This is a genomic window from Streptomyces sp. NPDC006798 (genome assembly GCF_040635975.1).
Taxonomy (GTDB): Bacteria; Actinomycetota; Actinomycetes; order Streptomycetales; family Streptomycetaceae; genus Streptomyces.
Window position 1 is genome coordinate 1 of record NZ_JBEYIS010000022.1, and the last position, 24,284, is coordinate 24,284.

Genomic DNA, 24,284 nt, shown 5'->3' on the forward strand with positions numbered 1-24,284 from the left:
CCATGGCCTTCACACACCTTTTGGTGAGTACCCCACAAATTAGTCGGTACTTGTGAAGGCATTTCCGGGCTCCGAGAATGGCCGCGCCCGACGACGGTCAGGGTGCGGCCAGCAGTTCGCCCTCGATGACGGTGACGGCGCTGCCGGTGAGCAGGGTCCGCTCGCCCCGCAGGGCCGTACGGACCAGTCCGGTCCTGGCCGAGCCCTGGAGACCGGTCAGTTCGGTACGTCCGAGCCGCGCCGACCAGAAGGGGGCGAGGGCCGTATGGGCGCTCCCCGTCACCGGATCCTCGTCGATGCCCGCGTTGGGGAAGAACCCGCGTGAGACGAAGTCGTAGCCGCGGCCGGGGTCCTCGGCCGCGGCCGTGACGATCAGGCCGCGCCGGGAGAGCCGGCCGACGGCCGCGAGATCCGGGACCAGGGTGCGTACGGTCGCCTCGTCGGCGACCTCCACCAGCAGATCGCCGATGTGCTCGCCGGTGTCGTGGACCGAGACGACGGGGGCGCCGATCGCCCGCTCGACGCCGTCCGGCGCCTCGGCCGGGACGAGTGGCGACGTCGGGAAGTCCATGGTGATCGTGGCGTCGTCGTGGACCGTGGCGGCGAGCAGGCCGCAGCGGGCGGCGAACCGCACCGTGCCGGTCACCAGCCCCGTCTCGCCCAGGACATGGGCGGTGGCCAGGGTGGCGTGCCCGCACATGTCGACCTCGGTGACGGGGGTGAACCAGCGCAGGGCCCAGTCCGCTTCCCCTTCCCCCGGTCCGCCGGGCAGCGGATGCGCGTAGGCGGTCTCGGAGAGATTGACCTCGGCGGCGACCCGTTGGAGCCAGTCGTCGGCGGGGAAGGCGTGTGCGTCCGGGAAGAGGACCACCCCGGCGGGGTTGCCCCCGAAGGGGCGCGGGGTGAAGGCGTCGACGATACGAATCTTCATGGGGCGACGGTACGGGCGGTACGCGCCGGGTCACCAAGGCCAATCCGGAACGTCTGGACCGGACGGCGCGGAGTAGGGGCCACTCGGGCGGGGGCGCGACCGGGCGCGCCGGGCGCGGCGCCACGCAGTCGCCGAACACACCGCCGCAGGACAGTCGGCTCATTGTTCGGTTGCTTGTTCGGCGACGCATTCCGATATATCGTTGAAGTGTCGTGATGGATCAACGATGGAAGGAGTACGTGATGCGTCCGCAAGGAGACGACGAGTACGGCCGGGGGCAGTGCGGCGGACCCGGACATCGTGGCTGGGGCGGCTTCGAGGGCCGCCGGGGCGCCTTCGGGCAGTTCGGCCCGCCCTTCGGCGGACCGTTCGGAGGCCCCTTCGGCGGCGGTCGCGGCCGGGGCGGCGGCCGGGGGAGGGCCCGGCGCGGTGATGTCCGGGCCTCGATCCTGGCCCTGCTGAAGGACCGGCCGATGCACGGTTACGAGATGATCCAGGAGATCGGCGAGCGCAGCGGCGGGGCGTGGAAGCCCAGTCCCGGCTCGGTCTATCCGACCCTTCAGATGCTGGAGGACGAGGGTCTGATCGTCAGTGAGAGCGAGGGCGGCAAGAAGCTCTTCACCCTTACCGACACCGGGCGGGCCGAGGCCGAGTCGGGGCCGGAAGCCCCGTGGGAGGACGCCGGTCGCGGGGTCGACTGGGACACCGTCAACGAGATCCGCCAGGCGGGCTGGGGGCTGATGGAAGCCTTCGGCCAGGTCTGGAAGACCGGTAGTCCCGAGCAGCGGCAGAAGGCCCTCGAAGTGATCAACGAATCCCGGAAGAAGCTGTATCTCATCCTCGCCGACGAGCGCTGACGGGGGTCGCGGCGGTTGCGGCCGGTGAGCGGCCGGACGGGAAGCGGTGGGCCCTGTGCGCCGGCACGGGGCCCTTCGTCGTTCGGTCCCCGGGGCGGGCCGGGCCCGTCCCGGGCCTCAGCGCCGCTCGGGCGCGGGGTGCCGCCAGATCCCGGCCGCGTCGAAGCGGTCGGACGCCCGGGGGTGCGGGCCCTCGTCATGACAGTGGAAGGCCGCCCAGAAGACATCCGCGCGCAGCGCCGACGCCGGTGCGTACACCCGGTACACGTACTCCCGGCCGTCCGCGGCGGGCAGGGCGACCAACCAGAACATGCTTCCGGTGACGCGCCCGTGGCGGAGCCGGTTGCTTGCCCGAGGCATCCGACCGGGGCGGCGGGGGCACAGGGGGGCGCACGGGCAAGGCGGCGCGCGAGCCCGGGGCGAGAACGTTGTGATCTCATCCGCAAGGAGGAGAAATACTCCGGGTGTACCCGACTTCTGCTGGATGGGCGAATAGGCCGGGACGGGGACGCTTTCCGCGCCATTGCCTGATGGGGTGGGAGTTGTGCAGAGCCCCGTCCCGCGACCGCTCCGGCGGTCCGCCGTCCCGCGAGCCGTCGTCGACACCCGGCTGACCCCCGAACTGGCGTCGGTGGTGTCGGGCGCGCGCCGCCGGGCCCTGCGGGTGGGAGACCGTCAGATCGATACCGCCCATCTGCTGCACTCCCTGCTCGAAGTCGATCCCGACGCCCGGGCGGCGCTGGGGCCGGGGCCCCGGGTCGCCCGGGTGCTGGGCTATCTCGCCCAGCGCGCCATCGGCTACGGCCGGCGCTGGCGCGGCTCCGTCGAGGACTCCGGCGCGGTACCCGTCGTACGGCTGCCGGGGCCGAGGACCGTCGGCGGTGCCGGTACCTGGTCGCCCTCGGCCGCCGACGCCGTCGAAGGCGCGCTGGCGCGGGCGGCCCGGCGCGGCGCGGGCCGGGCCACCGGGGTCGATCTGCTCGACGCCCTCGCCGCCGATCCGGGCTGCCGGGCGATGGAGGTCCTGCGGCGGGCCGGGGCCGAACCGGGTGGAGCGGGCTGACCGGGCGGAGCGGGCCGAGAAGGCTCCCGCCCCGTACCATCTCGACATGCGTCACAGGGTCGACGGTCATGACCCCTGCTGACATGATGTGCCGATGCAGGCGATCTCCGGGAGAAAGAGCGGCCTGGGCATCGCCCTGGTCTCCGCCGTCGCGTTCGGCGGTTCGGGTGTGGCGGCCAAGCCGCTGATCGAGGCGGGCCTCGACCCGCTGCACGTGGTCTGGCTCCGGGTGACCGGCGCCGCGCTGGTGATGCTGCCCTTCGCCTGGCGCCACCGCGATCTGGTCCGCCGCAAACCCGTACTGCTGCTCGGCTTCGGACTGCTGGCCGTCGCCGGGGTGCAGGCGTTCTACTTCGCCTCCATCTCCCGGATCCCGGTCGGGGTCGCGCTGCTGGTCGAGTACCTCGGCCCGGCCCTGGTGCTGGGCTGGATCCGGTTCGTCCAGCGGCGTCCGGTCACCCGCGCCGCCGCCGTCGGCGTGGTTCTCGCCGTCACCGGTCTCGCCTGTGTGGTCGAGGTCTGGTCCGGGCTCGGCTTCGATCTGCTGGGGCTGCTGCTCGCCCTGGGCGCGGCCTGCTGCCAGGCCTGCTACTTCATCCTCTCCGACCACGGCGGCGACGACGCCGAGAACCGGGCCGACCCGCTCGGGGTGATCGCGTACGGACTTCTCGTCGGCTCCGTCGCGCTGACGGTGGTGGCCCGCCCGTGGAACATGGACGCCGGACTGCTGGGCGACGCCGTCCTGATGGGCGCGACGGAGGTGCCGGGCTGGCTGCTGCTGGGCTGGGTCGTCCTGATCGCGACCGTGCTCGCCTACATCACCGGGGTGGTGTCGGTACGTTCACTGTCGCCGCAGGTCGCGGGGGTGGTGGCCTGCCTGGAGGCGGTGGTCGCGACCGTCCTCGCCTGGGTGCTGCTGCGCGAGCATCTCTCCCTGCCGCAGATCATCGGCGGGGCGCTGGTGCTGACGGGTGCGTTCATCGCGCAGTCGCAGGCACCGAAAGCGCCGTCCGGACCCGTTGCCTCCGGGGACGGCCGGGGCGGGGAGGCCGGTACGCCCCTGCCCGCAGCCGGAGGTACGGCGGTGGTGGCACGGGGCGCCGGGGGCGAGCTGTCCGCGGGCCGTTCCGGGGGCTGACGCGGATCGTGTCCGACGCACCCCGCCCGGCCTGCGACGTCCGGCCCGCGCGCTCTTCCGCATAGCCTTTCGGGCGCGGGAGGTGCCCCGGGCATCGCCGGGGTTTGCCAGAGTGCGTCTCGTGCGAGGGAAGCCGGCCCTTGCCTTCGCCGGAGGGCCCTCGGCGCCGTCGCGAGCCGGACGCCGCGGGCGGCGGACGGCGCTCTTCGCCGGACGCGGCCCGGCGCCGGGGCGCCCCGCGTGTCAGAGGTGTGCGAGATAGCCGGGCAGCGGTACCGAGGGCGCCAGATCGTCCGCCGGGACGGGGGCGCCGTAGCCGTGGTGCACCGGTACGACCCCCGTCCAGTACGGCAGCTCCACATCCTCCGGTTCGTCGCCGGGCCCGCCGGAGCGGGTCTTCGCCGACACCTCGGTCAGTTCGAGCCGGAGGACGGCCGTCGCCGCCGCCTCCTTGGGGTTCGCCGGACGCGAGTCGGCCGACCGGCCGGGGACCACATGGTCGACCAGGGCGTCGAGTGCCGCCGCCTTCTCCGCCGGGTCGGTGACCTGGTGGGCGACGCCCTGCACCACGACCGATCGGTAATTGATCGAGTGGTGGAACGCCGAACGGGCCAGGACCAGGCCGTCGACATGGGTGACCGTCAGGCAGACGGGCAGCCCGGGGTCCGCCTCTCGCGCCATCCGCAGCGGTCGCGAGCCCGTCGAGCCGTGGACGTAGAGCCGGTCCCCGACCCGGGCGTAGAGGGTGGGCAGGACGACCGGCCGGCCGTCGCGGACGAAGCCGAGGTGGCAGACGTACGCCGCGTCGAGTATCGCGTGGACGGTGTCGTGGTCGTACGCGGCGCGCTCCCGGAGCCGGGTCGGGACGGTCCGCCCGGTGGGCTCGTAGGAGGTCGGCTCGGCGGTGGCGGCGGAAGCGGCGGAGGCCGGGGTGGTCGACGGGGTGGCCGAGGTGTCCGACATGACAACTCCATTGCACTAGTGCATAATCTTGTTTGTGCTAGGAGAGTATCGGATCACGGGGCGGGGCGCATCGGAGATCGCCGCCAGCGTCGAACGCGGAGTCGCCGACGGCTCCCTGGAGCCCGGGCATCCGCTGCCGCCGCTGCGGGAGCTGGCGGGCGACCTGGGGGTGAACCCGAATACGGTCGCCGCCGCCTATCGCACCCTGCGCGAGCGGGGCATCATCGAGACGGCCGGACGGCGGGGGAGCCGGATCCGGGCCCGGCCCGTCAGTACGGCGCGCGGCGCGATCCGGGTGGACGCGCCGCCCGGTGTACGGGACGTCAGCCACGGCAACCCCGATCCGGCGCTGCTGCCCCCGCTGGCGGACGTGCTCGCCGCGGCCGCCCGCCGGCAGCGGCGGGTCCCGGAACTCGGGCTCTACTCGGGCCCCACCGTCGAGCCCGAGTTCGCCCGGCTGGCCCGGGCCGCCCTGGACGCCGACGGGGTGCCGCCCGGCCCGATCGCCGTGACCTCGGGCTCCCTCGACGCCGTCGAACGCGTACTCGCCGCGCATCTGCGCCCCGGCGACCGGGTCGCGGTCGAGGATCCGGGCTGGGGCAGCCTGCTCGACCTGGTACCGGCGCTCGGACTGCGGCCGGTCGCCGTCGCGGTCGACGACGAGGGACCGCTCCCCGACGCGGCGGCCCGGGCGCTGGCCGGGGGCGCGCGGGCGATCGTCGTCACCGACCGGGCGCAGAACCCGACGGGCGGCGCGGTGGGCCCGGCCCGGGCCCGGGAGCTGCGGGAGGTCCTCCGCGGCTTCCCGCGCACCCTGCTGATCGAGGACGACCACGGTCACGGCATCGTGGACCTGCCCCTGCATCCGCTGGCCGGGACCACCGACCACTGGGCGCTGGTCCGTTCCACGGCGAAGGCGTACGGCCCCGATCTGCGGACCGCAGTCCTCACCGGGGACGAGACCACCGTGGACCGGGTCACGGGACGGCAGTTCGTCGGCCCCGGCTGGGTGAGCCGGCTGCTCCAGTCCGCCGTCGCCCGGCTCTGGGCCGAGCACGCGATCGACCCCGCCGCCGTCGCCGGGGCCTACGGCGAGCGGCGCGACGCCCTGATCACCGCCCTCGGGCGGCGCGGGGTGGCGGCCCACGGCCGCAGCGGGATGAACGTCTGGGTGCCGGTCGGGGACGAGACCGGGACCGTGGCCCGGCTGCTGCACGCCGGATGGGCGGCCTCGCCGGGCGCCCGGTTCCGGATCTCGGCGCCGCCGGGCATCCGGCTGACCGTCTCCGGACTGACCGGTGCCGAGATCGACGCGCTTGCCGACGCCGTCACCGGGGCGATGGAACCGGCGCGGCGGAGCTACGGCTGAGCGGCGGGGTGCCGCTCCCGTGTGCCCGCCGTCCTGTCGCCGCGCGGCACGTCACACCGCCGGTCAGATGTCCCGGCCGCCACCACCGGCCGCGCAGACGGCGGGCGCGGGCCCGGCCGAGGGGACCGGCGCCGGGGCGGTGGTCACCGGGGACTCCTCGGCGGGATCCGGTCCCGGCGCGCTGTCCGCGCCCCCGTCGGCCAGGGCCGTCGGGGCGGTCGCGACCGGGGCGGCGGCGGTCGGGGGTCCGGGGCGGGACTGGCTCAGCGCCGCCCCCGCGATGATGATCAGGGCGCCTACCGGGGTGCTCCAGCTCAGCCGTTCGCCGAGCACCGTCACTCCGGCGATCGTCGCGATGACCGGGGTGAAGTAGGTGACCATCTGCGCGGTGGTCGGGCCCACCTCGGCGACCAGACCGTACTGGACGAGCATCGCCAGGCCGGTGGCGAGGGCACCCAGGGCGGCTATCGAGAGCAGCGGCACCACGGGGAAGGAGGCCGGGAACGTGGTGAACAGCGGGGTGACGACGGCGAGCTGAACCGTGGCGACCCCCAGCTGGGCGGTGGTCAGGGAGAGGTTCGAACGGGAGCTCCCGGCCAGGGTGCGGCGGACGTAGATCCAGCCGATCGGATAGCTCAGCGACGCCAGCAGCGCGAAGGCGGTACCGGTGGGCTCGATACCGGAGAAGCCCTGCCAGGCACCGAGCACCGTGAGCACCCCGAGGAAGCCCAGTCCGAGACCGGCCACCTTGCGCCGGGTGGGCCGGTCCTCCGAGAGCGCGACCAGCGACAGCACCATGCCCCAGAGCGGCGAGGTCGCGTTGCAGATCGCCGCCAGCGCGGAGGGGATCGTCTCCTGCGAGTACGCGAAGAGGGAGAACGGCAGCGCGTTCAACAGGAACGCCGCCACCGTCAGATGGAGCCAGGTCCGGCCGCCGCGCGGCAGCCCCTCGCGCCGGAACGCCAGGGCGACGGCGAGCACCGCCGTACCGAACAGCAGCCGGCCGAAGGTGACCTGGAACGGCGCGTATCCCTGGACGCCGACCTTGGTCAGCAGAAAGCTCAGGCCCCAGATGACGGAGAGAAAGGCGAAGCCGGCGCGCCAGTCGGGCCCGGAGCGCCGGGCGGTGGCCGTGGGGGAGGCGGACGGGGCGGCGGGCGCCCGGGAGGCGGTGGTCATGACGTCCACTGTCGCGCCCGGAACTTCGTAGCACAAGTGAGATTTTCTTAGCCGAATAGCTTAGCATTGCTTACATGTTGAATCTGGAGCGCCTGCGGACCCTGGACGCCCTCGCCCGGCACGGCTCGGTCAGCGCCGCGGCGGACGGACTGCATGTCACGACTTCCGCCGTCTCCCAGCAACTGTCCAAGCTGGAGCGGGAGGTGGGTCAGCAGCTGCTGGCCAAGAACGGCCGGGGCGTACGGCTGACCGACGCCGGCCGGCTGCTGGCCGACCATGCCGCCCGCATCCTCTCCCAGGTCGAACTGGCCCAGGCCGATATCGAGGCACAGCGGGGCCAGGTGGTCGGCGAGGTGCTGGTGGCCGCCTTCCCCACGGCGGCCCGGGGTCTCTTCCCCGGCATGCTCTCGGCCCTCCGCTCCGGCCATCCCGACCTGCGGGTGCGGACCCGTGAGGTGGAGCCGGAGGACGGGATCAGCGGGGTCATCCGGGGCGACTACGACCTTGCCGTGGTCCTCGACTGGAGCAATAAGCGGCTGCCCGTCCCCGGCGGGCTGGCGCAGGCCCGGCTGCTGGACGACCCGCCCGATATCGCGATGCCCGCCGGGCATCCGCTGGCGGACCGGGCCGAGGTCGATCTGGAGGACTTCGCGGACGACGACTGGGTGTCGTGGCCCGAGGGCGAGTTCTGCCACGAGTGGCTGACCTTCACCCTGCGTTCGCGCGGCATCGAGCCCCGGATCCCGCATCTCGCGGGTGAGCACCACACCCAGCTCGCCCTGATCGCCGCCGGGTTCGGGGTCTGTGTCACGCCCCGGCTGGGGCGCGGTCCGGTACCGGAGGGGGTGGCGCTCGTGCCCGTACGGCAGCGGGTACTGCGGCATATCTACGCCGTGTGGCGCACGGACGCGGACCGGCGGCCGTCGATCCGGGCGACCGTACGGGCGCTGACCGACACCGCGGCGGGTCCGGCGGCGGGCGGCCCGGTGTAGCCGGGCCGGGCGATCGGCGCCCCGGCCCGTACTCGCCCCGGGGCGGCGATCACGCCAGGACGATCGAGTCCCCTTCCCGCCTGATCGGCGCCGACGGCAGCGGGCTGGTGGCCGGGCCGCCCTGCACACTGCTGTCCGAGGCGTCGAACCGGCTGTTGTGACAGGGGCAGACGATCACATTCGCCGCCACGCTCCCCACCGCGCACCCCTGATGGGTGCACTTCGCCGAGAACGCCTTGAACTCGCCCTTCACCGGCTGGGTGACCACCACGTCACCGATGATCTTCCCGCCGCCCTCGGGGATCTCGGCCACCCCGGCCAGGACCTTGCCGCCGCCCCCGCCGCCGGGCGTGCCGCCGCTGTCGCCGCCCGGCGCGTTGGCCCCGCCCGTACTCCCGGCGCCCTTCCCGTCGCCGGGGGCGTCGTCGCCGCAGGCCGTCAGAGCCACCGTCAGACCGGCTCCTCCCACCGCCGCGACGACGGTCCTGCGGCAGACGGTACGGGGCTCGTCCTGCGATCCGGTCATGGTGTGTACTCCTTCGCCTCTTGGACACGGTCCCGGAGCCGGACGGCGACCGTCCGGCTTCCGCCGGATGTACGGCCCTGATCGCCGACGGGTTCAACGTCCCGGCCGCGGCCTCTCCCGGCCGGGGCGCGCGGGGCGCCCGGCGCGACGGGGTCGCGGCGGGCGCCGGGCGGGGTGGGGCGCGGGTCAGTCGGGGAGATCAGGTGGGGGGAGCCGTCCGTTGGCCGAGGTGAGCCAGCCCGCCTGGAAGCGGCTCTCGGCGCCGAGCCGGTCCATGAGTTCGGCGATATGGCGGCGGCAGGTCCGCAGGGAGAGGCCCAGCTGACGGGCGATGGCCTCGTCCTTGGCGCCGGTGATCAGCAGCCGGAGGATGGCCTGTTTGCTGCGTTCGGCGACCAGATGGCGTTCGGTGAGACCGGCCGGAGGTTCGCGCAGGGGTTCGGCCTCCGTCCAGGCGGTCTCCAGAACACCCCGGACGAACGCCACCACCACGGGGTCGTAGACGGCCACCGCGCCGTGCGGATCCTCGGTGTCGGGGAGGAAGACGGTCTCGTTGTCGAAGAGGAAGGTCCGGGGGAGCGGGCTGTCGGAGGTACGGATCTCGGCACCGCCCGCCGCCAGCCGCCGGGCGTGGGCGAGGGCGGCGCGCCGGTAGCGGATCGCGTGGGGATAGAGCAGCCGGACCCGGACGCCGCGTTCGTGGACGGCGAGTTCGTCGGGGAGGCCCCGGCCCGGGGACCCGTCGGCGGGGCCGTCGCCCGGGCGGGTGGCGACGATCTCCTTCTTGCAACCGCACATGGCCTCGACCAGGGCCCGTTGGACCGATGCCGGGTCGGCGAAGCGCTCGATCGCGGCGGTGGACTCCGCCCCCGCGCCGGAGTCGTCGTAGAGCTGGCCGAGTTCGTCGAGGACCAGCCGTAATCGGTTGGCGTAGAGCGAGTTCCGTTCGGCCTGGGCCTCCAGGGAGCCCAGCATCGGTGCCAGGGCCTCGAACGGCGGATTGGCGATCAGCGCGCCGTCGCCGCCGTCCGGGGCCGGGCTGACCAGACGGAGGATGCGGAGATCGTCGACGGCTCTGTCCACTTGGTCCCTGGACAGTCCCAGACGTCTCGCGAGGGTTTCGGGGTGCGCCGGAGTCTTCTCCGACGCGAGACTGCCGTAAACCCTTCGACTCTGTTTCGGAAGTCCTAAATGCAGCGTTGCATGCAGATCCAAGGCACCCTCCCGTGGCGCAACAGGTCATGAGACAGGCCGAAATCACTATAGGTATGCACCTGTCACCTGCACAGAACGCCCGACTCGGGCGGATACCCGCCGTCAGGACGCGCGCCGGACGGGTCCGTTCAGCCGCAGCTCCAGCTCCCGGTCGGCCGACCGGCCCGCCGTGCGCGGCGGGGTTCCGGTGAGGACGGCGGTCAGCAGGCCCTTCACGGGATGGGGCTCGGCCTCCACCAGCGGCCAGCGGGGGTCGACCGGTACGGTCCGGCCGAACACCGCCGCCGCGGCCCGGGCCCGTACCGCCGGGTCGTCGATGGCGTCGGCCAGGGCCCGCCGGTTGGGCAGGGTGCCGTTGGCGATCGCCAGCTCGGTCTGGAACGCCGGGCCGCTCAGCTTCGACGTCCGGTCGACGGCTGGGCCGGTCTCCCGGGTCCGGGCCGCGACGGCGAGACGCGTACCGCCGAGGAAGGTGCTCCCGGCCCGTCCCCGGACGGGGCCGGGGACGGGGAAGAGCCCCAGCTTTCCGCGCAGCTCCGGATTGAGCCGCTCCGCGTCCGGCAGCTCCCAGGGCATTCCCACCAGCTGTCCGACGTTCCCCCGGGCCAGCGCCTCCCACTGCGGCCGGTTCCCCTCGTCCTGGTCCACCGGCGCGTCCGAGAGCGACTGGAGCCGGCCGTGGTAGCGCAGGGCCCCGGCCGCCGCCCGGGTCGACAGGCCGCCCCGCCAGCGTCCGGTGACCGCGTCCCGGGTGGCCGGTTCGCCGCCCCGGTCCCAGAGCGGACCGGAGAGGAAGTACCAGTTCCGGCCGGGCGGACAGATCGGCTGGAAGCCCGGTACGGTCCGGTACGCCCGGCCCAGCGCCCGGCTGGTGGCGAGCCATTCGCCCTGGTCGCGGGGGTCGTCAGGCCGGCCCGGGCGAACAGGTCCGTACGGTGGACGACGACCCGGGACGCCGCGTACAACGGGATGCCGTACTGCCTCTCCCCGCCACGCCCCGGAGGCCCGCAGTCCGGGCGGCCAGGCGTCCCGGCCCATCGCCGGGGCCTCGGCGGAGAGATCGCGGAGCAGCCCGGCGGCGGCGAAGTACGGGGTCATGGTGGTGCCCGTCTCCGCCACGTCCGGCGGGGTGTCCGAGGCGAGGGCCCGCTCCAGCCGCTCCCGGACACCACCCCCGGTCCTGCATCGTGACCCGGACGCGGACCCCGGGGTGCGCGGCCTCGAACTCGGCCACGGCCTCGGCGAGTACCCGCGCGGGCACCGAGCCCCACATCAGCCAGACCGTGAGCGTACGGGCGGGGGCCGGTTCGGCCGCCGCCTCCCCGGCCCGGCCCGCCAGCGGCGCCGCGAGTGCCAGCGCGCCCCGCCGTGTGATCGTTCCCGGCATCTCAGACCTCCTTGTACGTCGCGGTCCCGCGCCGGCCGGCGGGGGACGCGGTACCCGCCGTGCGGGCCTGCCCGACCCGGTGGAAGCCGAGGCCGCCCGCGGCGATCAGTACGGCCAGTACGGCCCACATCACCGTGCTGTGGCGCTCGATCAGACTGCCGACGAGTTGGCGTACAGGGCCAGAGGGGTGTCCGGATGGCGGCTTACCGCCTCCGTGACCAGGCGGGCGAAGTCCGCGCACAGCTCCACGTCGTCCTGGAGGACCAGATGGTGGCTGGCGCCGGGGGCGATCGCGGCCCAGGCGGCCCGGGCCGCGCGCAGCGTCGCGGGGGGCCGCCCGGGCAGGGGGTCCTCGGCGACGACGGCTCCCCAGTGGTCCAGCCGGGCCGCGAGGGCGGCGGCGACCGCGCGCCGCGCGGGGTGGGTCATCACGGCGGCGCCGATGACGGGTTCCGTACGGTGGGTCATCCGGCCGCCTCCTCTCCCGTGCCCCGACGCGCGCCCGATCCGTCGTTCTCGTCCGTTCCGGTGCCGCGGACGCTGTGCCAGCCCCGGTCGCCGCGGACCAGCTCCCACAGGGCGAGATGGACCGCGCCCGAGCCGACCAGATGCCAGGGCAGGACCAGCGCCCAGCCCAGGGCGTCGGTCCGGTCCCGGTACTCCGGTGTCGCCCGGGCCCCCAGCACGCAGACCGCGTCCGCGAGCAGCAGCGCGGCCCGTACCGCCAGACCGCCGACCGTGACGGCCCCGAGCAGCCGTCCCCGGGCCGTCATCCGGGGCCAGTTGACCCGGACGGCCCGTAGCTGCCCCCGGGCTGGCAGCAGCCGTACGAGCATCTGTACCAGGAGGCGTACGAGGCCGAGGGGCTGACGGCGGTCGACGGGGTCGCCGACGCGCCGGCCGCCCTCGCCGTGCCGGTCTGCGTCGCGTCCAACACCCGGCTCGCGAGCGTACGGCGCGGCCTGCGGCTGACCGGGCTGGCGCACTGGTTCGGCGACCGGGTCTTCAGCGCCGAGCAGGTGGCGCGGGGGAAACCGGCCCCGGACCTCTTCCTGTACGCGGCCCGGAGGCTCGGCGCGGCTCCGGAGCGGTGCGCGGTGGTCGAGGACAGTCCGTACGGCTGTGCCGCGGCCCGCGCGGCGGGGATGCGGGTCTTCGGCTACCACGGCGGACTGACCCCGGCGGACCGGCCGGCGGGCCCGGACACGGTACTCGTCGACGATCTCCGGCGGCTGCCCGGACTCGTCGCGGGAGCGGGGGCGGGGACCCGGGCGGTCCGCCGGGTTCGGGGCCGCCGGCCCCGCAGCCCCCGCCGTAGCCGGGGTCCGTCCATGGGCGGAAGGGGGCTGGATCACCCCGGTGCGGGCGTGTCGTACCAGGCCAGGAAGTCACGGACGGCCTCCGGCGGATTGGCGGCCCTGGTGGCCTCCACCTCCCAGCCGGGGCAGTACATGTCGAAGACCACGACCGGCAGCGGACGTCCGAAGATCCGCTCGATCCGGCCCTCCGTGTGCAGCCGCCGGGCCACCCGGACACAGGCGGAGGCGAAGTGCTCCCGGAGCAGTTCGCGCCGGGACTCCCGGTCGTCGTCCGGTGCACCGTTCCCCTGTCCACCGTTCTCCGGCGCCTCGTCCTCCGACCCGTCGTCCTCGAACCACAGACCGAGCCGCCGGACCTCCGTCGTGTACAGCCGGGAACCCACCGGGTCCCCGGGCACGTTCCCCAGCGTCTCGAAGCCGTCCAGCCGCCAGTACGCGTAGTTCCAGCGGGCCTCGCCGGGATCCGTGCGCAGACTCTCCCGCTCGTAGCGGCTCTCCGTGTTGCAGCCGATGGCCACATAGGGGCGGCGGTCGTCGTCGTCCGTCCGCCAGATCCGGAACGAGAGGGCGTAGATCTCCGGCCGGAGCTCCGCCGGAAAACGCGCCAGGACGCCCGTCGCCGCGTCCAGGAGATGGGCGGAGAAATCCTCGTGATGGTCCGTCACCCCGGCGCTCCTCCGATCCGGATCCCCGGCCCGCCCGGGCGGCGATATCAGCCCCGGGCCGGTCACGGGCACTGTAGAGCACTCGGTTCCGGTACCCCCGGCCGGTCCCCGGAACCCGGCGGTCCGGGCCGGGGAAGCAGCCCGGACCGCCGGGTTCCGGTGCTACAGTGCCGAACAGGTGCTATCAGAGCATCTGCCGACGAGGGTGGCCGTACCGGTTTCGCGTAAAGACGGCCTCGTTGGAGGCTGAGAATGCCGAAAACGCCCGATCCCTTTGAGCGCGACGACGCCGGCGCGGCGGGCAGCGACTCACATCGTCACCAGCACCACCACGGCCCTTCGGGCCACTCCCACCGTCATGAGCACGGACATTCGCACAGCGACGCCTTTGCCGTGAAGGAAGGCAAGTGGGCCCAGCTCGCCGAGGAACGGATCTCGCTCTTCCGGCACGACGAAGAGATCCAGCGCGGCCTGGCCCATGGGCTGCCGGGCTCACCGACCCTGGTCGACCGGACCATTCCCACCTTCTCCCGCGGTGAACTCCCGCATTTCGCCGGGGAACGGGGCACTTTCCTCAAGAGCCCGTTCCTGGAGGACGTCAATGAGATCGAGGACGCCGAGGTCGCCGTCTTCGGAGCGCCTCTCGACTCCGGCGCCACCTACCGGCCCGGCGCCCGGTTCGGCCCCCAGGGCATCCGGCGGTCGACCAATCTCTTCGGCACCTACTGCTTCGAACTGGGCGTCGATCTGCGCGAGCAGCTCAATATGGTCGACATCGGTGATGTCTTCACCATCCCCGGCAACTTGGAGAAGTCCTTCGACCAGATCAGCCAGGCGATGGCCCATGTCTACCAGCGGGGAGTGTTCCCGGTCATCCTCGGCGGCGACCACTCCATCGGCTATCCCACCATTCGGGGAATGGCCCCTTACGTCGACGGCAATATCGGGATCATCCACTTCGACCGGCATGTGGACACCCAGGAGACCGATCTCGACGAACGCATGCACACCACACCGTGGTTCCACGCCACGAACATCAAGAACGCCCCCGCGACCAATCTGGTCCAGGTCGGCATCGGCGGCTGGCAGGCGCCGCGGGCCGGGGTCGAGGTCGGGCGGGAGCGCGGCACCACGGTGATCACGGTGGGCGACGTCGAACGGGTCGGTATCGACAAGGTCGCCGAGATCGCCCTGGAGACGGCGTGGAAGGGGGCCAAGGCGGTCTATCTCTCCTTCGACATCGACGTCGTCGACGCGGGCTTCGTCCCCGGCACCGGCTGGCCCGAACCCGGCGGTCTGCTGCCGCGCGAAGCCCTCAATCTCATCCGGAAGATCTCGGCCCCCGGTCTCGCCGGACTGGAGGTCGTGGAGTGCGCGCCGCCGTACGACTGGGCCGAACAGACGGCGCTGCTCAGCGCCCGGGTGATCCTGGACTCCCTGGCCGTTCTGGTCAGGGAGGGGCATCTGGGGAAGAAGGCGGCGGTCCGGGACCGCCACGCGTGGGGGCCGCGAACGGCCGCCTGACGACTCTCGACATGCCGGGATCCGCGACCGCTCGGGTTCCGGGTCCGGTGCCGCGGTGGCACCGGACCCGCCCCCGCGGATTCCGGCGACCCGGGTGCCGGGCCGTGGTGACGGCCCGGCGCCCACGGCCGTGAGCAGCGACCCAGCAGGCCGCTGCTCACGGCCGCCCCCCTTTACCGGGGCCGCCGTACGGGCCGCGGGGTACGGGTTCTGCGGCACGCGGGTCCTGCGGTACAGGTACTGCGGTACGGGGCGTGGGGCTCTCGTCCCCCGGCCGCACGCCCGCCCCCGGGCGCCGGGCCCGTCGTCCCGCCTGTTCCGGTCGCGAGTAGCAGCGGTACAGCGGTTAGCGCTAAGGAATGATCTTCGCTCCCGGGGGCGGCCCGGCCAGAACGGGCGCACGCTGGAGGTGTGGCTGAGGACCGGAACGCCGAGCTTGCCGCTCTCGCCCGCCAGGCCGTGGCAGCCGCGGCGGCCTGCGGCTGCTGGCCGAGCGGATGGGCGATCTCGGCTGGCGGATGCAGGACTACCGCGACGAGGACCTGCTGAACGTCGCCTCCGCCCTGCGCGGCACCGCGATCCTGATCGCCCTCGACACCGGGGACATGGACCTGCACGAGGAAGTCACCGGGCGCCGGGTGCACGAGGTGCACGATGTCGCCGAGTGGCTCCGAGAGCACGGCGAAGGCGACGGCCGGCCGTTACCCTGCCGACCCGGGCCGGTTGTCCCGGCCGCCGGGGATGACCCGCAGGACGGGGTCGGCGGGGGCGAACTCGCCGAGGTCGAGAGCGGCGTCGCGCCAGTTGGCGATCAGCTGCAGCAGGCGGGCCGGTGTCGTCGGGGAACGGCGGCGGCTCGGTGCCGGGGACGACGGGCTGCAGGATGGCCGCGGCGAGCCGGACGGCGTGCAGGGCGGTGGTCCCGCGCGGGTCGATGCCGTCGGCGTGGCCGACGTGCCGCAGGGCGTCGAGGCGCTTCTCCAGCTCCAGCAGCATGTCGTAGACGGGAACGTACGCCGGGTTGCTCCACTCCCCGCTCACCGCGCCTCCTCCCGGCCGGCCGGGTCGGTGTCCTCGACGTCGGCTTCGATCGGCTCCGGTGTGTCGGTCCAGGTGCCGAACGGGCCGGGCCGACCGCGCTGCTCGGCGCCGAGCAGCAGCGCGCCGCCCTGCATCCGGTGCGGGCTTGGGGATCACGGGGTGGCCTCCTCGCGCTCGGCGGCGGTGAGCGCGGCGCGCTGGGCGACCAGGCGCTCGCGCAGCTTCAGGTCCTCGGCGGTGAGCGGGTCCCCGGGTTGGCGGAGCCGTACGGGCACGGGCCGCAGGGGCGGATCGTCGTCGGCCCGGGTCGCTGCGGCGGCTTCCTCGGCCTCGGCGAGCGCCCGGTAGACGGAGGCCACCGAGGGGTTCTTCCCGGCGTTCTTGCCCTCCTTGATGGTGAGCTTGGCCGCGATCTCCGGCAGCGGGGCGCCCTTGGCCTTGAGCGCGAGGGCGAAGGTCAGCATGTCGTCGTCGATCACCTTGGGCCGGCCGCCGTGGTTGCCCCTGGCCGCGGCGATCTGCTGGCCCTCCAGCGTCTTCTCCCGGATGTAGTTGCGCTCGATCTGGGCGGCGGCGGCCAGGACGGCGAAGAACATCGCGCCCATCCCGTTCGGGTCGTAGATGCCGGTGAGCGGGCCGGTCAGCAGCTCCAGCAGGATGTCCGCCTTCTCCAGGTCGGAGGCGAGCTGCATCAGCTCGGCCGCGTTGCGGGCCAGGCGCTTCATCTCGTGGACGGTCAGGATGACCACCTGGTCCGGGGCGGCCTCCTTGATGTTGTTGGCCAGCGCGAGCGCGGCCTCCATCTCGGGGCGGCGGTGGACCCGGGTGGAGATCTTCTCCTGGAAGACCTTCGTGCAGCCGGCCTTCTCCAGCGCGACCAGCTGGCTGGCGATCTCCTGCTCGGCCATCGAGCAGCGCGCGTACCCGATCCGGATCACCACCGAGCCGGTCTCCACCGGCCCGGCCGGCAGCGGTGGGCGCTCGACCCACGCCCGGCCCGGTCCCCGGTCGGCGGGCACCGGCACCTCCAGCTCCTCGCGCAGCTTCGAGACGAGGGTGAAGCGGGCGGTGTGGTACTTCGCCGCGGTCTTCCCGCCCTGGGTGCGGCAGGGGCTCCCCGCCGGAGCCTCGCATTTGGGACAATCGTGCCGCTCTACCGCATCTGCGGCCTGATCGGGTGTCAGATCCATGCCGGGATTCCCTCGGAAGTGCCTCTCGGGGCGCCGGAGTTCTGAGAGATGTTCTGCGAATGGATACCCGGACAAACCAGACATGACCCGGGGGGCTCGCGGAACTCTCACAACTGACCATTTCTGCGAATCACCCACCGTCACCATCGTGACGCTCGGCTACTTGTCCCTTCGCCGTAGCTATGCGAGCGGCCTGGCTGCCGTCGACCAAGATCGTTCTCACCGCTAACCACGGTTCCATTGATCTCGGGCCGATCAGCCAACCATCGGCCCGCAAGCGTTTCGACCGAAACGCTTGCGGGCCCGGTGCCGCAGGCACGCCGTCACCGGTTCGGCGGCCCGGCACGCACCGGCCTCCACGCTGGCGGGGAAGACCGTCCCCGACCGAGCGGAGAACCCGAGTGAGCACCACCACCGCCACCGCGCCCGAGCTGGCCCGCGTCCTGCTGGAGGGCGTCGGCAACGAGGCCGTCAACGCGGCAGTCGGCCTGCTGGCCGCCCACCAGGACGGCTTCTGGCTGCGCGAGCTGCTACAACTGCTTCCACCGGTTGTGGCCGCAGTACGGCCCCGCGGACTACATCCAGCCGCACGACGGAAAGCAGTTCCCGCCCACCCGCAAGTGCCCGCACGCCCGGAATCCGCGGTACTGCCCCCGCTGTACTCCTACGGCCGCGCAGAACTGGCCCTGCCCGAACGGCTGCACGGATGCGGTCGACCACGACCCGGGCCACCGGTACGCCAAGTGCGCAGTCCGGCCGCCTCGACGCCGGCCGGGACCGGACGACTGGTGCGAGACCACCGAGGCCGCGATGCGCAAGGCGAACCCGGGGCTGTTCTTCGACCTGGCCGACAGCGCATCCATGTACTGCTACCACTGCGACCGCGAGATGACCGAGCTGTGGGAGGACTGACACCCGGAGCCGGCCAGGGCGGAGACCACTTCGCCGCAGCCCCACCGCCCCCACCGGCCAGGCCGGGCATCCCGGAGGACTGAACCCCCGGACGGCCGGACTCGCCTGCTCGCCTCCCGGGAGAGGGCCGGCCCGCGTTCCGTGACGACGGGCGGCCGGTCGGAGCCCGAGCCCGCTTCCGCTCCGCCCGCGCGGGACGCCGGGCCCCGCCCCCACCCCGGGCGGCAGCGGCGCGAGGCCCTGGGACACCCTTCCGTCCCGGCTGTGATTCACGTCACTTCCGGCGGCTCGGTGCAGCACCCGGCCCCGTTCCGCCGTCATGGGGGCAGTGATCGGGACGGGACGAGGAAAGGAGGTCGGCGGGTGAGATTTCGCAGGAGCGGTCCGGGCAACGGATTCACGGAGTTCGTCGCACATCGGTCGGGAGCGTTGTTCCGCACCGCGTATGCGCTGACCGGTGACGTGCACGTGGCCGAGGATCTGGTGCAGGAGGCGCTGGAGCGGGCGTGCCGACACTGGCGGAAGGTCGCGGTGGCGGACTCGCCGGAGGCGTACGTGCGCAAAGTGCTGGTCAACCTGGCCAACGACCGCTGGCGGCGGCTGTCGCGCCTGGGCGAGCGCCCCGGGCTGTCGGGGGTGCCCGAGAAGGCCGACCCCCGGGACCGGTTCGGGCAGGTGGATCTGCGCGCGGAACTGATCGAGGCACTGCTCGGGCTGCCGATGGGCATGCGCAGCGTGGTGGTCCTGTACTACCTGCACGATCTGGACGCCCGGCAGGTCGCCGACGTCCTGGACATCTCTTCGAGCGCGGTGAGGTCCCAGCTCGCCCGCGGCCTGGCCAAGCTGCACGATTCCGTATCGGGCGCCCAGGCGCCGCACACCCCGTCAGCCGCTTTCGGAGGTACGAAGTGAGGAACACGTCGTCCGGACCCGCCCCGTTCGAGCCGGGCCTCGAAGCCGAGCTGCGTGCCGCGGTGGCCTCCTTCGCCGACGGGCCGACGGCGCCGGTCGTCGACGCGGCCGCGATCGAGCGAGTCGTCAGCCGCAGCCGCACCCGCCGGGCGCTCCTCGGCACCGCTGCGGCGTGCGGCGTGCTGGCGTGCGCCACGGTGGGGTTCTTCGCGCTGAAGCCCATGCCGCCCGCGCCCGGCGCCTCCCCGTCCCTGTCCCCGCCGGCGAACGGGGCGTGCACCCCGCTCGCCACCGGCACCCCCAAGAGCGGAAGCGCCGATGCGACTCCGACACAGGAGCAGGAGCAGACCGCGGGAGCGGGCATCGCGCTGCCGGACCTGGCCGGCATGCCGGTCGAACAGGCCGGAAGCCTGCTGCGCGGACTCGGACTGAGCTGCACGATCATGCGGCACACGGACTGGAACGCTCCCGCCGGGCAGGTGATCAGCAGTGCCCCCCGGGGCGGCGCAGAACCGGTGGCACCGGGCTCGTCCGTCCTCCTGCTGGTCTCGACGGGCAAACCCGGCAGAACCTGAGCGACCGGGCCCTTCGGCCCGCGCACCGGCTCAACGACGCCCCAGCCCGCCCGTTCCTCGCGGTTGGGCCGCCGGAGCTACTCGTCGTCCTGGTCGTCGTCGTCCACCGCGTCCGGGTCGCGCAGCGGACGCAGAGCGCCTTCGGGCTGGGAGGGGGTGAAGGCGTACCGGCCCAGGACGTTCGGGTGGCCGGCCTTGAGCGGGGACAGGCGGGCGCCGTCCTCGTCCAGGACGTCGTGCTCGCGCTGGTCGGCGGGCAGCGCCCGCGCTGCTCGACGGCGGCGTCGAGGTAGCGGGTGTTCCACAGCACCACGGCATTGAGGACCAGTCCGAGGCTGGCCAACTGGTCCTCCTGGCTGTCCTTGTAGGCCTGCTGGATGTGGCCGCGCTTGCCGTGGCAGATCGCGCGGGCCAGGGTGTGGCGGGACGCCTGCACGGTGAGCCGGCGGTTCATCCGGCGCCGGTAGGTGTCGTCCACCGGGTCGACCAGGTCGAAGAGGTGGAAGGTCTTCTCGATCCGGCCGTACTCGGCGAACGCCCGCCCCAGCGGGGTGGGGTGGCCTTCGCGGCCGAACATCCGCAGCAGGTCGCAGGCGCGGACCTGGTTGGTGATCGGCGACCCGGCCACCCGCAGCATGTCGGGCCACTGCTCGCGGATCTTCTTGAGGTTCACCTTGTTGCAGGCGATGGCCTCCAGCGGCCCGTAGCCGCCGGCCGGTTGCTCGCCGGGTGTGTCGGCGCGCCAGAACCGCTGGTCGGCCAGGTCGCGGAAGCGCGGCGCGAAGCGGAAGCCGAGCATCTTGAAGATCCCGAAGACCATGTCGGAGTACGAGGCGTTGTCGGTCGCCACCATCTCCGGGCGCACCCCGCCGTCCAGGTTCAGCAGGGTGTCCAGGATGAACAGGGAGTCGCGCGGGGTGCCGGGCACCAGCATCGCGCCGATCCCCGACACCTGGTCATTCAGTGCGTTGAGCCAGGTCAGACCCCTCTTCTGCCCGAAGTGCTCGGGCGGGGGCGCCGAGTTGATGCTGCGCTTGGGCACGACGAACCGCAGGCCGTCCACCGAGGCGCGCATTCCGCCGCCCCAGCTCTGCGCGAGCGGCCCGCGCCTGGGCCGAGATGAGCAGGGCGTTGCTGGCTGCGATCGTGTCGGCCCGCAGGTAGTTCTGGTCCACGTGGGAGAGCCGGCTGCGGGTCAGCTCCGGGTAGGCCGGGTTCGTCACCGGGGTCAGCCCGATGTCGCAGCTCTCGCTCACGAGCAGCGCCACCAGGCTGACCGGCAGGCCCTCCATCCGGGTCGCGCTGGTGGAGACGTGGGTGAAGGCGTCCAGGAACCCGGTCCAGGAGTGCACCTCGAACAGCAGGTCCGGCAGGTCGATGCGCGGCAGCATCGCCAGCGTGGTCTTGCGCAGCCAGTTCAGCGACCGGCTCTCGCCGAGCGCGCCGAGCTTGCCCACGCTCAGCCGGGCCCGCCCGCCCTCCGGCGGTACCACGATCTCCACCTTCGCCGCCGGGCCCGCCTCCTCCAGCCGGGCCGCCATCTGCCGCCACGCCGCGTCCAGCCCGCGGGTCAGCCCGTCCAGGTGCTCGTCCACCGGCTCGGTCAGGCTCAGGCCGGCCAGCACGTCCTCGCGCACCGCCTCCCACCGGGCGCCGTCCAGCAGCCGCGCCCGAGGGTCGGACCAGCGGTTCGACGGCGCGGCGAAGACGTCGCGCCGGGTCAGCACCGGCAGCCGCCGCACCGCCTTCAGCACGCGGCGCCCGCCCTGCGCGGCCCCGAGCGCGTCGCTGTCGCCCAGCAGCGCGGGGAACGGGCGCACCGTGTTGTACCGGCCGGTCAGCTGCTGGCGCAGCGCGATCTCCGCCGAGCCGTCGTCCTCGGGCACCAGCTGCTCGGCCAGGTAGTCCACCACCGCCCACGGCACGTCCAGCGGGTCCGCCAGGAACAGCCCCACGTACCGGACGGTGCAGATCTGCGGGGCGAAGCCGAGGCGGTTGTGGTCCCCGCGCCGTTTCGCGGTCAGCAGGCGGTCCTCGTCATCGAGGAAGAAGAATCGCTCCAGCTCAGGGCGGGCCGGCAGCTCTTTGAAGGAGCCGTAGGACGCGGCCTGATCATCAGTTAAGAACTCAACCGGCACGGGCCGGAGGGTGGCCGGGCCGCCGCTGGCTCAGTCAGCCGTCACTCGAACCCCTGCGCGGAAGATCCCTTCCGTGATATCGGGCCCCCGAGCGTGATCACCCTCAGCGCCGATCACGGCCGCTGACCTGCCCCGGAGGCTTAGCGCTAACCGCTGTACCGCTGCTACTCACGACCGTCATCGGTCGACAACGCCTGGCTGGTCACCGGACTGATGATCGCCGCCGACGCCTCCCCGCGGCTGCGCCGTCGCGTCGACCGGATCCTCGCCACCGCCGACTGGTCGTACTTCTACACCCCCTACGACCCCGCCGACCCGGTCACGGGTCCCGGACAGCTCCGCGGCGGCTTCTGGACCGACACCGGCGAACCCACCGGACACCACTACGGCGCCCTCGACACCGAACCCCGGATGGCCAGCTACCTCGGCATCGCCGACGGCTCCCTCCCCGCCGACCACTACCGGCACCTGCTGCGGACCATGCTCCCCGAACACGGCCAGGAGCAGCCGCCCGGCGGTACGTACGCCGTCGTCGACGGCATCCGGGTCTGGAACGGCCACTACACCCACCGGGGCCGCAAACTCGTCTCCTCCTGGGGCGGCTCCATGTTCGAGGCCCTGATGGTCCCCTCTTCGTCCCCGAACCCGAATGGGCCCGCCGCTCCTGGGGAGTGACCCACCGGCGGTACGTCCGCTCCCAGATCGAGCACGGCACGCTGGAGGAGCGGTACGGCTACTGGGGCTTCTCCCCGTCGAACGTCCCCGACGGCGGCTACCGCGAGTACGGCGTGGACGCCCTCGGCATGCAGATCGACGGCTACCACTCCAGCGGGGTCGTCACCCCGCACGCCGCGATGCTCGCCCTGCCCTACGCCCGTACCGAGGCGATCGCCAATCTGACGGCGCTCGCCCGCGACTTCGGCGCCTACCACGACGGATACGGCTTCCGGGACTCCGTCGACGTCCGCACGGGCCGGGTCAGCGACTTCGTACTCGCCCTCGACCAGGGCATGATCGCGGCGGCCCTCGCCCAGGAACTGCGCCCGGGACTGCTTCAGCGCCCCTTCCGCACAGGCGGTTTCGCCGCCCGGGTCAGGCCGCTGCTGGCGAAGGAGCGCTTCAGCATCTGATGCTCCGTACCGCCGCCCGCGGCGCCCCGCGCCCGGCAGCAGCGGGGGCGGGGCGGGCGCGCGGTCAGGCGGCGGCCCGCTCCGTCCGGACCCGGCCGAACAGAGCGGCGTATCCGGACGGCAGCCCGTCGACCACCCGGCCCGTGAGGTCCGGACCGCAGAACCCGGCCAGCTGCGCGCAGACGGCGTCGGCGGCCCAGCGTGCCGTCGCGGGCGTACCACCGCTGTGCTCCGCTATCTCCCGGACGAAGTCGAGCGGACCGAGGGGCGTCTTCGCCACCGGCTCACCGACGAGCACCTCGGCCGCCTCGGGCGGCAGCACGGCGGCCAGCTCCCGGCGTTCGGGCGCCGCCAACTGCCGGCCGAGGGCGGCGAGCACGGGCCGGGTGGCCCGTTCCGCCTGGGCTCTGGTGGCGTAAGCGCCGTCGTACCGGATCCTCTCCAGCATCCCGGCGAACCCGGGGCTCAACCGGCGGCCGCCCGGAGGGCGGTCCGTGTACGTGTCCGACGAGGTATGTGCGGTCTGGTGCATGACGAACGTGGAACCTCTCCCGTAGCGGATGGTGTGGTGACGTCCCTCGGGTGAACGCACCTACCCGGGACCCCGCCGCTTACACCGGACCGGCGAGTCCTCGCCACGAGGTCACTCCCGCACCCCCGCCGGCCCCACGGCCCGCCGCCGGAGGGCGAGCGCGGCCGGAACGACCGCCGCGACCACGGCGAGTACCGCACGGGCGGCAGCGGCCGCCGCGAGCGTCGGCCACGGCATCCCGATCGGCGGCCGTACCGAGAGCAGGGCCGGCGCGCCCCGCATCCCGGCCGGATCGACCGCGGTGACCAGCGCTCCCAGCAGCCCGCCCACTACGGCCGCCGTCAGCGCCTCGGCGGCCACCAGCCGCAGGATCTGACCGCCCGTGTCCCCGGTCAGCCGGAGCACGGCCGGCTCGCGCGACCGGTCCGAGGCCGCCATCGCCATCGTGTCGGCCAAGGACAGCCCGGTATAGGGGAGCGCGATCCCGAGGACCACGAAGAACCCCGAGCGGCTCACCCCGCGCGAACGCGAGGTGCCGGCCCTGATCGCCGAGGGCAGATCCAACGGCGCGATCGCCGGGCAGTTGGTGGTCTCCGAGGCGGCGGTCGGTGAACACATCGGCAGTATCCTCACGAAACTGGATCTGCCGCAGACCGACCGGACGCATCGCAGGGTGCTGGCCGTGCTCGCCTAGCTGCGGGCCTGACCCGCCCGGCGGCGCCCTTC

Annotated in this window: 22 protein-coding genes, 5 pseudogenes and 1 riboswitch; of the genes and pseudogenes, 11 read left to right on the forward strand and 16 right to left on the reverse strand. The window is 73.3% G+C overall.

Going from position 1 to position 24,284, the window contains the following annotated elements; translation table 11 throughout:
• Positions 1–97 precede the first annotated feature (97 nt).
• On the reverse strand, positions 98–931 hold the full coding sequence (locus ABZ714_RS16920; RefSeq protein ID WP_358826001.1) for a PhzF family phenazine biosynthesis protein: 834 nt from the start codon (positions 929–931) through the stop codon (positions 98–100).
• 242 nt (positions 932–1,173) lie between these two features.
• Between ABZ714_RS16920 and ABZ714_RS16925 the strand changes: the two genes are divergently transcribed.
• The gene (locus ABZ714_RS16925; RefSeq protein ID WP_358826002.1) at positions 1,174–1,788 is read left to right on the forward strand and encodes a PadR family transcriptional regulator; all 615 of its coding nucleotides are present in this window, start codon (positions 1,174–1,176) and stop codon (positions 1,786–1,788) included.
• Positions 1,789–1,905: 117 nt separating this feature from the next.
• On the opposite strand, the gene ABZ714_RS16930 is transcribed toward ABZ714_RS16925, so the two are convergent.
• Positions 1,906–2,100, reverse strand: coding sequence for a hypothetical protein (locus tag ABZ714_RS16930; protein ID WP_358826003.1), 195 nt, complete (start codon positions 2,098–2,100; stop codon positions 1,906–1,908).
• Between the two features lie 232 nt (positions 2,101–2,332).
• Here ABZ714_RS16930 and ABZ714_RS16935 point away from each other — a divergent pair, with 232 nt between their 5' ends.
• The gene (locus tag ABZ714_RS16935) at positions 2,333–2,851 is read left to right on the forward strand and encodes a peptidase (protein WP_358826004.1); all 519 of its coding nucleotides are present in this window, start codon (positions 2,333–2,335) and stop codon (positions 2,849–2,851) included.
• A 94-nt stretch (positions 2,852–2,945) separates the two neighbouring features.
• Positions 2,946–3,989, forward strand: a complete 1,044-nt coding sequence (locus ABZ714_RS16940) for a DMT family transporter (protein WP_358826005.1) — start codon at positions 2,946–2,948, stop codon at positions 3,987–3,989.
• A 243-nt stretch (positions 3,990–4,232) separates the two neighbouring features.
• On the opposite strand, the gene ABZ714_RS16945 is transcribed toward ABZ714_RS16940, so the two are convergent.
• Positions 4,233–4,952, reverse strand: a complete 720-nt coding sequence (locus ABZ714_RS16945; RefSeq protein ID WP_358826006.1) for a pyridoxamine 5'-phosphate oxidase family protein — start codon at positions 4,950–4,952, stop codon at positions 4,233–4,235.
• Between the two features lie 34 nt (positions 4,953–4,986).
• On the opposite strand from ABZ714_RS16945, the gene ABZ714_RS16950 reads away from it, so the two are divergent.
• Positions 4,987–6,321 carry an aminotransferase class I/II-fold pyridoxal phosphate-dependent enzyme gene (locus ABZ714_RS16950; protein ID WP_358826007.1) on the forward strand — a complete coding sequence of 445 codons (1,335 nt, stop codon included), beginning with the start codon at positions 4,987–4,989 and terminating at the stop codon, positions 6,319–6,321.
• A gap of 63 nt (positions 6,322–6,384) precedes the next feature.
• Here ABZ714_RS16950 and ABZ714_RS16955 read toward each other — a convergent pair whose 3' ends face one another.
• A complete protein-coding gene (locus ABZ714_RS16955; RefSeq protein ID WP_358826008.1) occupies positions 6,385–7,500 on the reverse strand; it encodes a DMT family transporter in 1,116 nt (371 codons plus the stop codon).
• Between the two features lie 74 nt (positions 7,501–7,574).
• Between ABZ714_RS16955 and ABZ714_RS16960 the strand changes: the two genes are divergently transcribed.
• Positions 7,575–8,492 (forward strand): LysR family transcriptional regulator, encoded by a 918-nt coding sequence (locus ABZ714_RS16960; RefSeq protein ID WP_358826009.1) that lies wholly within the window; start codon positions 7,575–7,577, stop codon positions 8,490–8,492.
• A 49-nt stretch (positions 8,493–8,541) separates the two neighbouring features.
• Here ABZ714_RS16960 and ABZ714_RS16965 read toward each other — a convergent pair whose 3' ends face one another.
• The 6 genes and pseudogenes from ABZ714_RS16965 to ABZ714_RS16990 all read right to left on the reverse strand — a co-directional run bounded on the left by ABZ714_RS16965 (position 8,542) and on the right by ABZ714_RS16990 (position 12,606).
• On the reverse strand, positions 8,542–9,018 hold the full coding sequence (locus ABZ714_RS16965) for a Rieske (2Fe-2S) protein (protein ID WP_358826010.1): 477 nt from the start codon (positions 9,016–9,018) through the stop codon (positions 8,542–8,544).
• 186 nt (positions 9,019–9,204) lie between these two features.
• The gene (locus ABZ714_RS16970) at positions 9,205–10,101 is read right to left on the reverse strand and encodes a helix-turn-helix transcriptional regulator (RefSeq protein WP_358826011.1); all 897 of its coding nucleotides are present in this window, start codon (positions 10,099–10,101) and stop codon (positions 9,205–9,207) included.
• A gap of 234 nt (positions 10,102–10,335) precedes the next feature.
• Positions 10,336–11,397 (reverse strand): annotated as a pseudogene (locus ABZ714_RS16975) (hypothetical protein); the annotation flags it as partial.
• Between the two features lie 224 nt (positions 11,398–11,621).
• Positions 11,622–11,750, reverse strand: a complete 129-nt coding sequence (locus ABZ714_RS16980) for a hypothetical protein (RefSeq protein WP_358826012.1) — start codon at positions 11,748–11,750, stop codon at positions 11,622–11,624.
• A 20-nt stretch (positions 11,751–11,770) separates the two neighbouring features.
• A complete protein-coding gene (locus ABZ714_RS16985) occupies positions 11,771–12,088 on the reverse strand; it encodes a hypothetical protein (RefSeq protein ID WP_358826013.1) in 318 nt (105 codons plus the stop codon).
• Entirely contained in the window at positions 12,085–12,606 is a 522-nt protein-coding gene (locus ABZ714_RS16990; RefSeq protein WP_358826014.1) for a hypothetical protein, read from the reverse strand. Before ABZ714_RS16990 ends, ABZ714_RS16985 begins: the two co-directional genes overlap by 4 nt.
• Between ABZ714_RS16990 and ABZ714_RS16995 the strand changes: the two are divergent.
• Positions 12,487–12,840: pseudogene (locus ABZ714_RS16995) on the forward strand (HAD-IA family hydrolase); the annotation flags it as partial. The gene ABZ714_RS16990 and the pseudogene ABZ714_RS16995 overlap by 120 nt on opposite strands.
• A gap of 131 nt (positions 12,841–12,971) precedes the next feature.
• On the opposite strand, the gene ABZ714_RS17000 reads toward ABZ714_RS16995, so the two are convergent.
• On the reverse strand, positions 12,972–13,604 hold the full coding sequence (locus tag ABZ714_RS17000) for a hypothetical protein (protein ID WP_358826015.1): 633 nt from the start codon (positions 13,602–13,604) through the stop codon (positions 12,972–12,974).
• A 173-nt stretch (positions 13,605–13,777) separates the two neighbouring features.
• Positions 13,778–13,844: riboswitch (guanidine-III (ykkC-III) riboswitch) on the forward strand.
• Positions 13,845–13,997: 153 nt separating this feature from the next.
• Here ABZ714_RS17000 and ABZ714_RS17005 point away from each other — a divergent pair.
• Entirely contained in the window at positions 13,998–15,128 is a 1,131-nt protein-coding gene (locus ABZ714_RS17005; RefSeq protein WP_358826016.1) for an agmatinase family protein, read from the forward strand.
• Between the two features lie 1,037 nt (positions 15,129–16,165).
• On the opposite strand, the gene ABZ714_RS17010 is transcribed toward ABZ714_RS17005, so the two are convergent.
• On the reverse strand, positions 16,166–16,303 hold the full coding sequence (locus ABZ714_RS17010; protein WP_358826017.1) for a hypothetical protein: 138 nt from the start codon (positions 16,301–16,303) through the stop codon (positions 16,166–16,168).
• 18 nt (positions 16,304–16,321) lie between these two features.
• Complete coding sequence (locus ABZ714_RS17015; protein ID WP_358826018.1) at positions 16,322–17,359, reverse strand: recombinase family protein; 1,038 nt, start codon at positions 17,357–17,359, stop codon at positions 16,322–16,324.
• Positions 17,360–18,634: 1,275 nt separating this feature from the next.
• Here ABZ714_RS17015 and ABZ714_RS17020 point away from each other — a divergent pair.
• Positions 18,635–19,183: a SigE family RNA polymerase sigma factor gene (locus tag ABZ714_RS17020; protein ID WP_358826019.1), complete on the forward strand. Its 549-nt coding sequence runs from the start codon at positions 18,635–18,637 to the stop codon at positions 19,181–19,183.
• Entirely contained in the window at positions 19,180–19,758 is a 579-nt protein-coding gene (locus ABZ714_RS17025; RefSeq protein ID WP_358826020.1) for a PASTA domain-containing protein, read from the forward strand. The genes ABZ714_RS17020 and ABZ714_RS17025 overlap by 4 nt, the downstream gene beginning before the upstream one ends.
• Positions 19,759–19,835: 77 nt before the next feature.
• Here ABZ714_RS17025 and ABZ714_RS17030 read toward each other — a convergent pair.
• A pseudogene (locus tag ABZ714_RS17030) lies at positions 19,836–21,896 on the reverse strand (Tn3 family transposase).
• Positions 21,897–22,067: 171 nt separating this feature from the next.
• On the opposite strand from ABZ714_RS17030, the pseudogene ABZ714_RS17035 reads away from it, so the two are divergent.
• Positions 22,068–23,026, forward strand: a pseudogene (locus ABZ714_RS17035) (glucoamylase family protein); the annotation flags it as partial.
• A gap of 64 nt (positions 23,027–23,090) precedes the next feature.
• On the opposite strand, the gene ABZ714_RS17040 reads toward ABZ714_RS17035, so the two are convergent.
• Both ABZ714_RS17040 and ABZ714_RS17045 read right to left on the reverse strand, forming a co-directional pair.
• Complete coding sequence (locus ABZ714_RS17040) at positions 23,091–23,558, reverse strand: DUF2267 domain-containing protein (protein ID WP_358826021.1); 468 nt, start codon at positions 23,556–23,558, stop codon at positions 23,091–23,093.
• 111 nt (positions 23,559–23,669) lie between these two features.
• Positions 23,670–24,074, reverse strand: coding sequence for an ABC transporter permease (locus ABZ714_RS17045; RefSeq protein WP_358826105.1), 405 nt, complete (start codon positions 24,072–24,074; stop codon positions 23,670–23,672).
• On the opposite strand from ABZ714_RS17045, the pseudogene ABZ714_RS17050 reads away from it, so the two are divergent.
• Positions 24,064–24,252: pseudogene (locus tag ABZ714_RS17050) on the forward strand (helix-turn-helix transcriptional regulator); the annotation flags it as partial. The gene ABZ714_RS17045 and the pseudogene ABZ714_RS17050 overlap by 11 nt on opposite strands.
• Positions 24,253–24,284 lie beyond the last annotated feature (32 nt).

What these genes read in the sequence shown, in the direction of transcription:
- ABZ714_RS16920 (WP_358826001.1), bottom strand. Translation starts at nt 931, where the DNA reads ATGAAGATTCGTATCGTCGACGCCTTCACCCCGCGCCCCTTCGGGGGC.
- ABZ714_RS16925 (WP_358826002.1), top strand. Translation starts at nt 1,174, where the DNA reads ATGCGTCCGCAAGGAGACGACGAGTACGGCCGGGGGCAGTGCGGCGGA.
- ABZ714_RS16930 (WP_358826003.1), bottom strand. Translation starts at nt 2,100, where the DNA reads ATGTTCTGGTTGGTCGCCCTGCCCGCCGCGGACGGCCGGGAGTACGTG.
- ABZ714_RS16940 (WP_358826005.1), top strand. Translation starts at nt 2,946, where the DNA reads ATGCAGGCGATCTCCGGGAGAAAGAGCGGCCTGGGCATCGCCCTGGTC.
- ABZ714_RS16945 (WP_358826006.1), bottom strand. Translation starts at nt 4,952, where the DNA reads ATGTCGGACACCTCGGCCACCCCGTCGACCACCCCGGCCTCCGCCGCT.
- ABZ714_RS16955 (WP_358826008.1), bottom strand. Translation starts at nt 7,500, where the DNA reads ATGACCACCGCCTCCCGGGCGCCCGCCGCCCCGTCCGCCTCCCCCACG.
- ABZ714_RS16960 (WP_358826009.1), top strand. Translation starts at nt 7,575, where the DNA reads ATGTTGAATCTGGAGCGCCTGCGGACCCTGGACGCCCTCGCCCGGCAC.
- ABZ714_RS16965 (WP_358826010.1), bottom strand. Translation starts at nt 9,018, where the DNA reads ATGACCGGATCGCAGGACGAGCCCCGTACCGTCTGCCGCAGGACCGTC.
- ABZ714_RS16980 (WP_358826012.1), bottom strand. Translation starts at nt 11,750, where the DNA reads ATGTGGGCCGTACTGGCCGTACTGATCGCCGCGGGCGGCCTCGGCTTC.
- ABZ714_RS16985 (WP_358826013.1), bottom strand. Translation starts at nt 12,088, where the DNA reads ATGACCCACCGTACGGAACCCGTCATCGGCGCCGCCGTGATGACCCAC.
- ABZ714_RS17010 (WP_358826017.1), bottom strand. Translation starts at nt 16,303, where the DNA reads ATGCAGGGCGGCGCGCTGCTGCTCGGCGCCGAGCAGCGCGGTCGGCCC.
- ABZ714_RS17015 (WP_358826018.1), bottom strand. Translation starts at nt 17,359, where the DNA reads ATGGATCTGACACCCGATCAGGCCGCAGATGCGGTAGAGCGGCACGAT.
- ABZ714_RS17040 (WP_358826021.1), bottom strand. Translation starts at nt 23,558, where the DNA reads ATGCACCAGACCGCACATACCTCGTCGGACACGTACACGGACCGCCCT.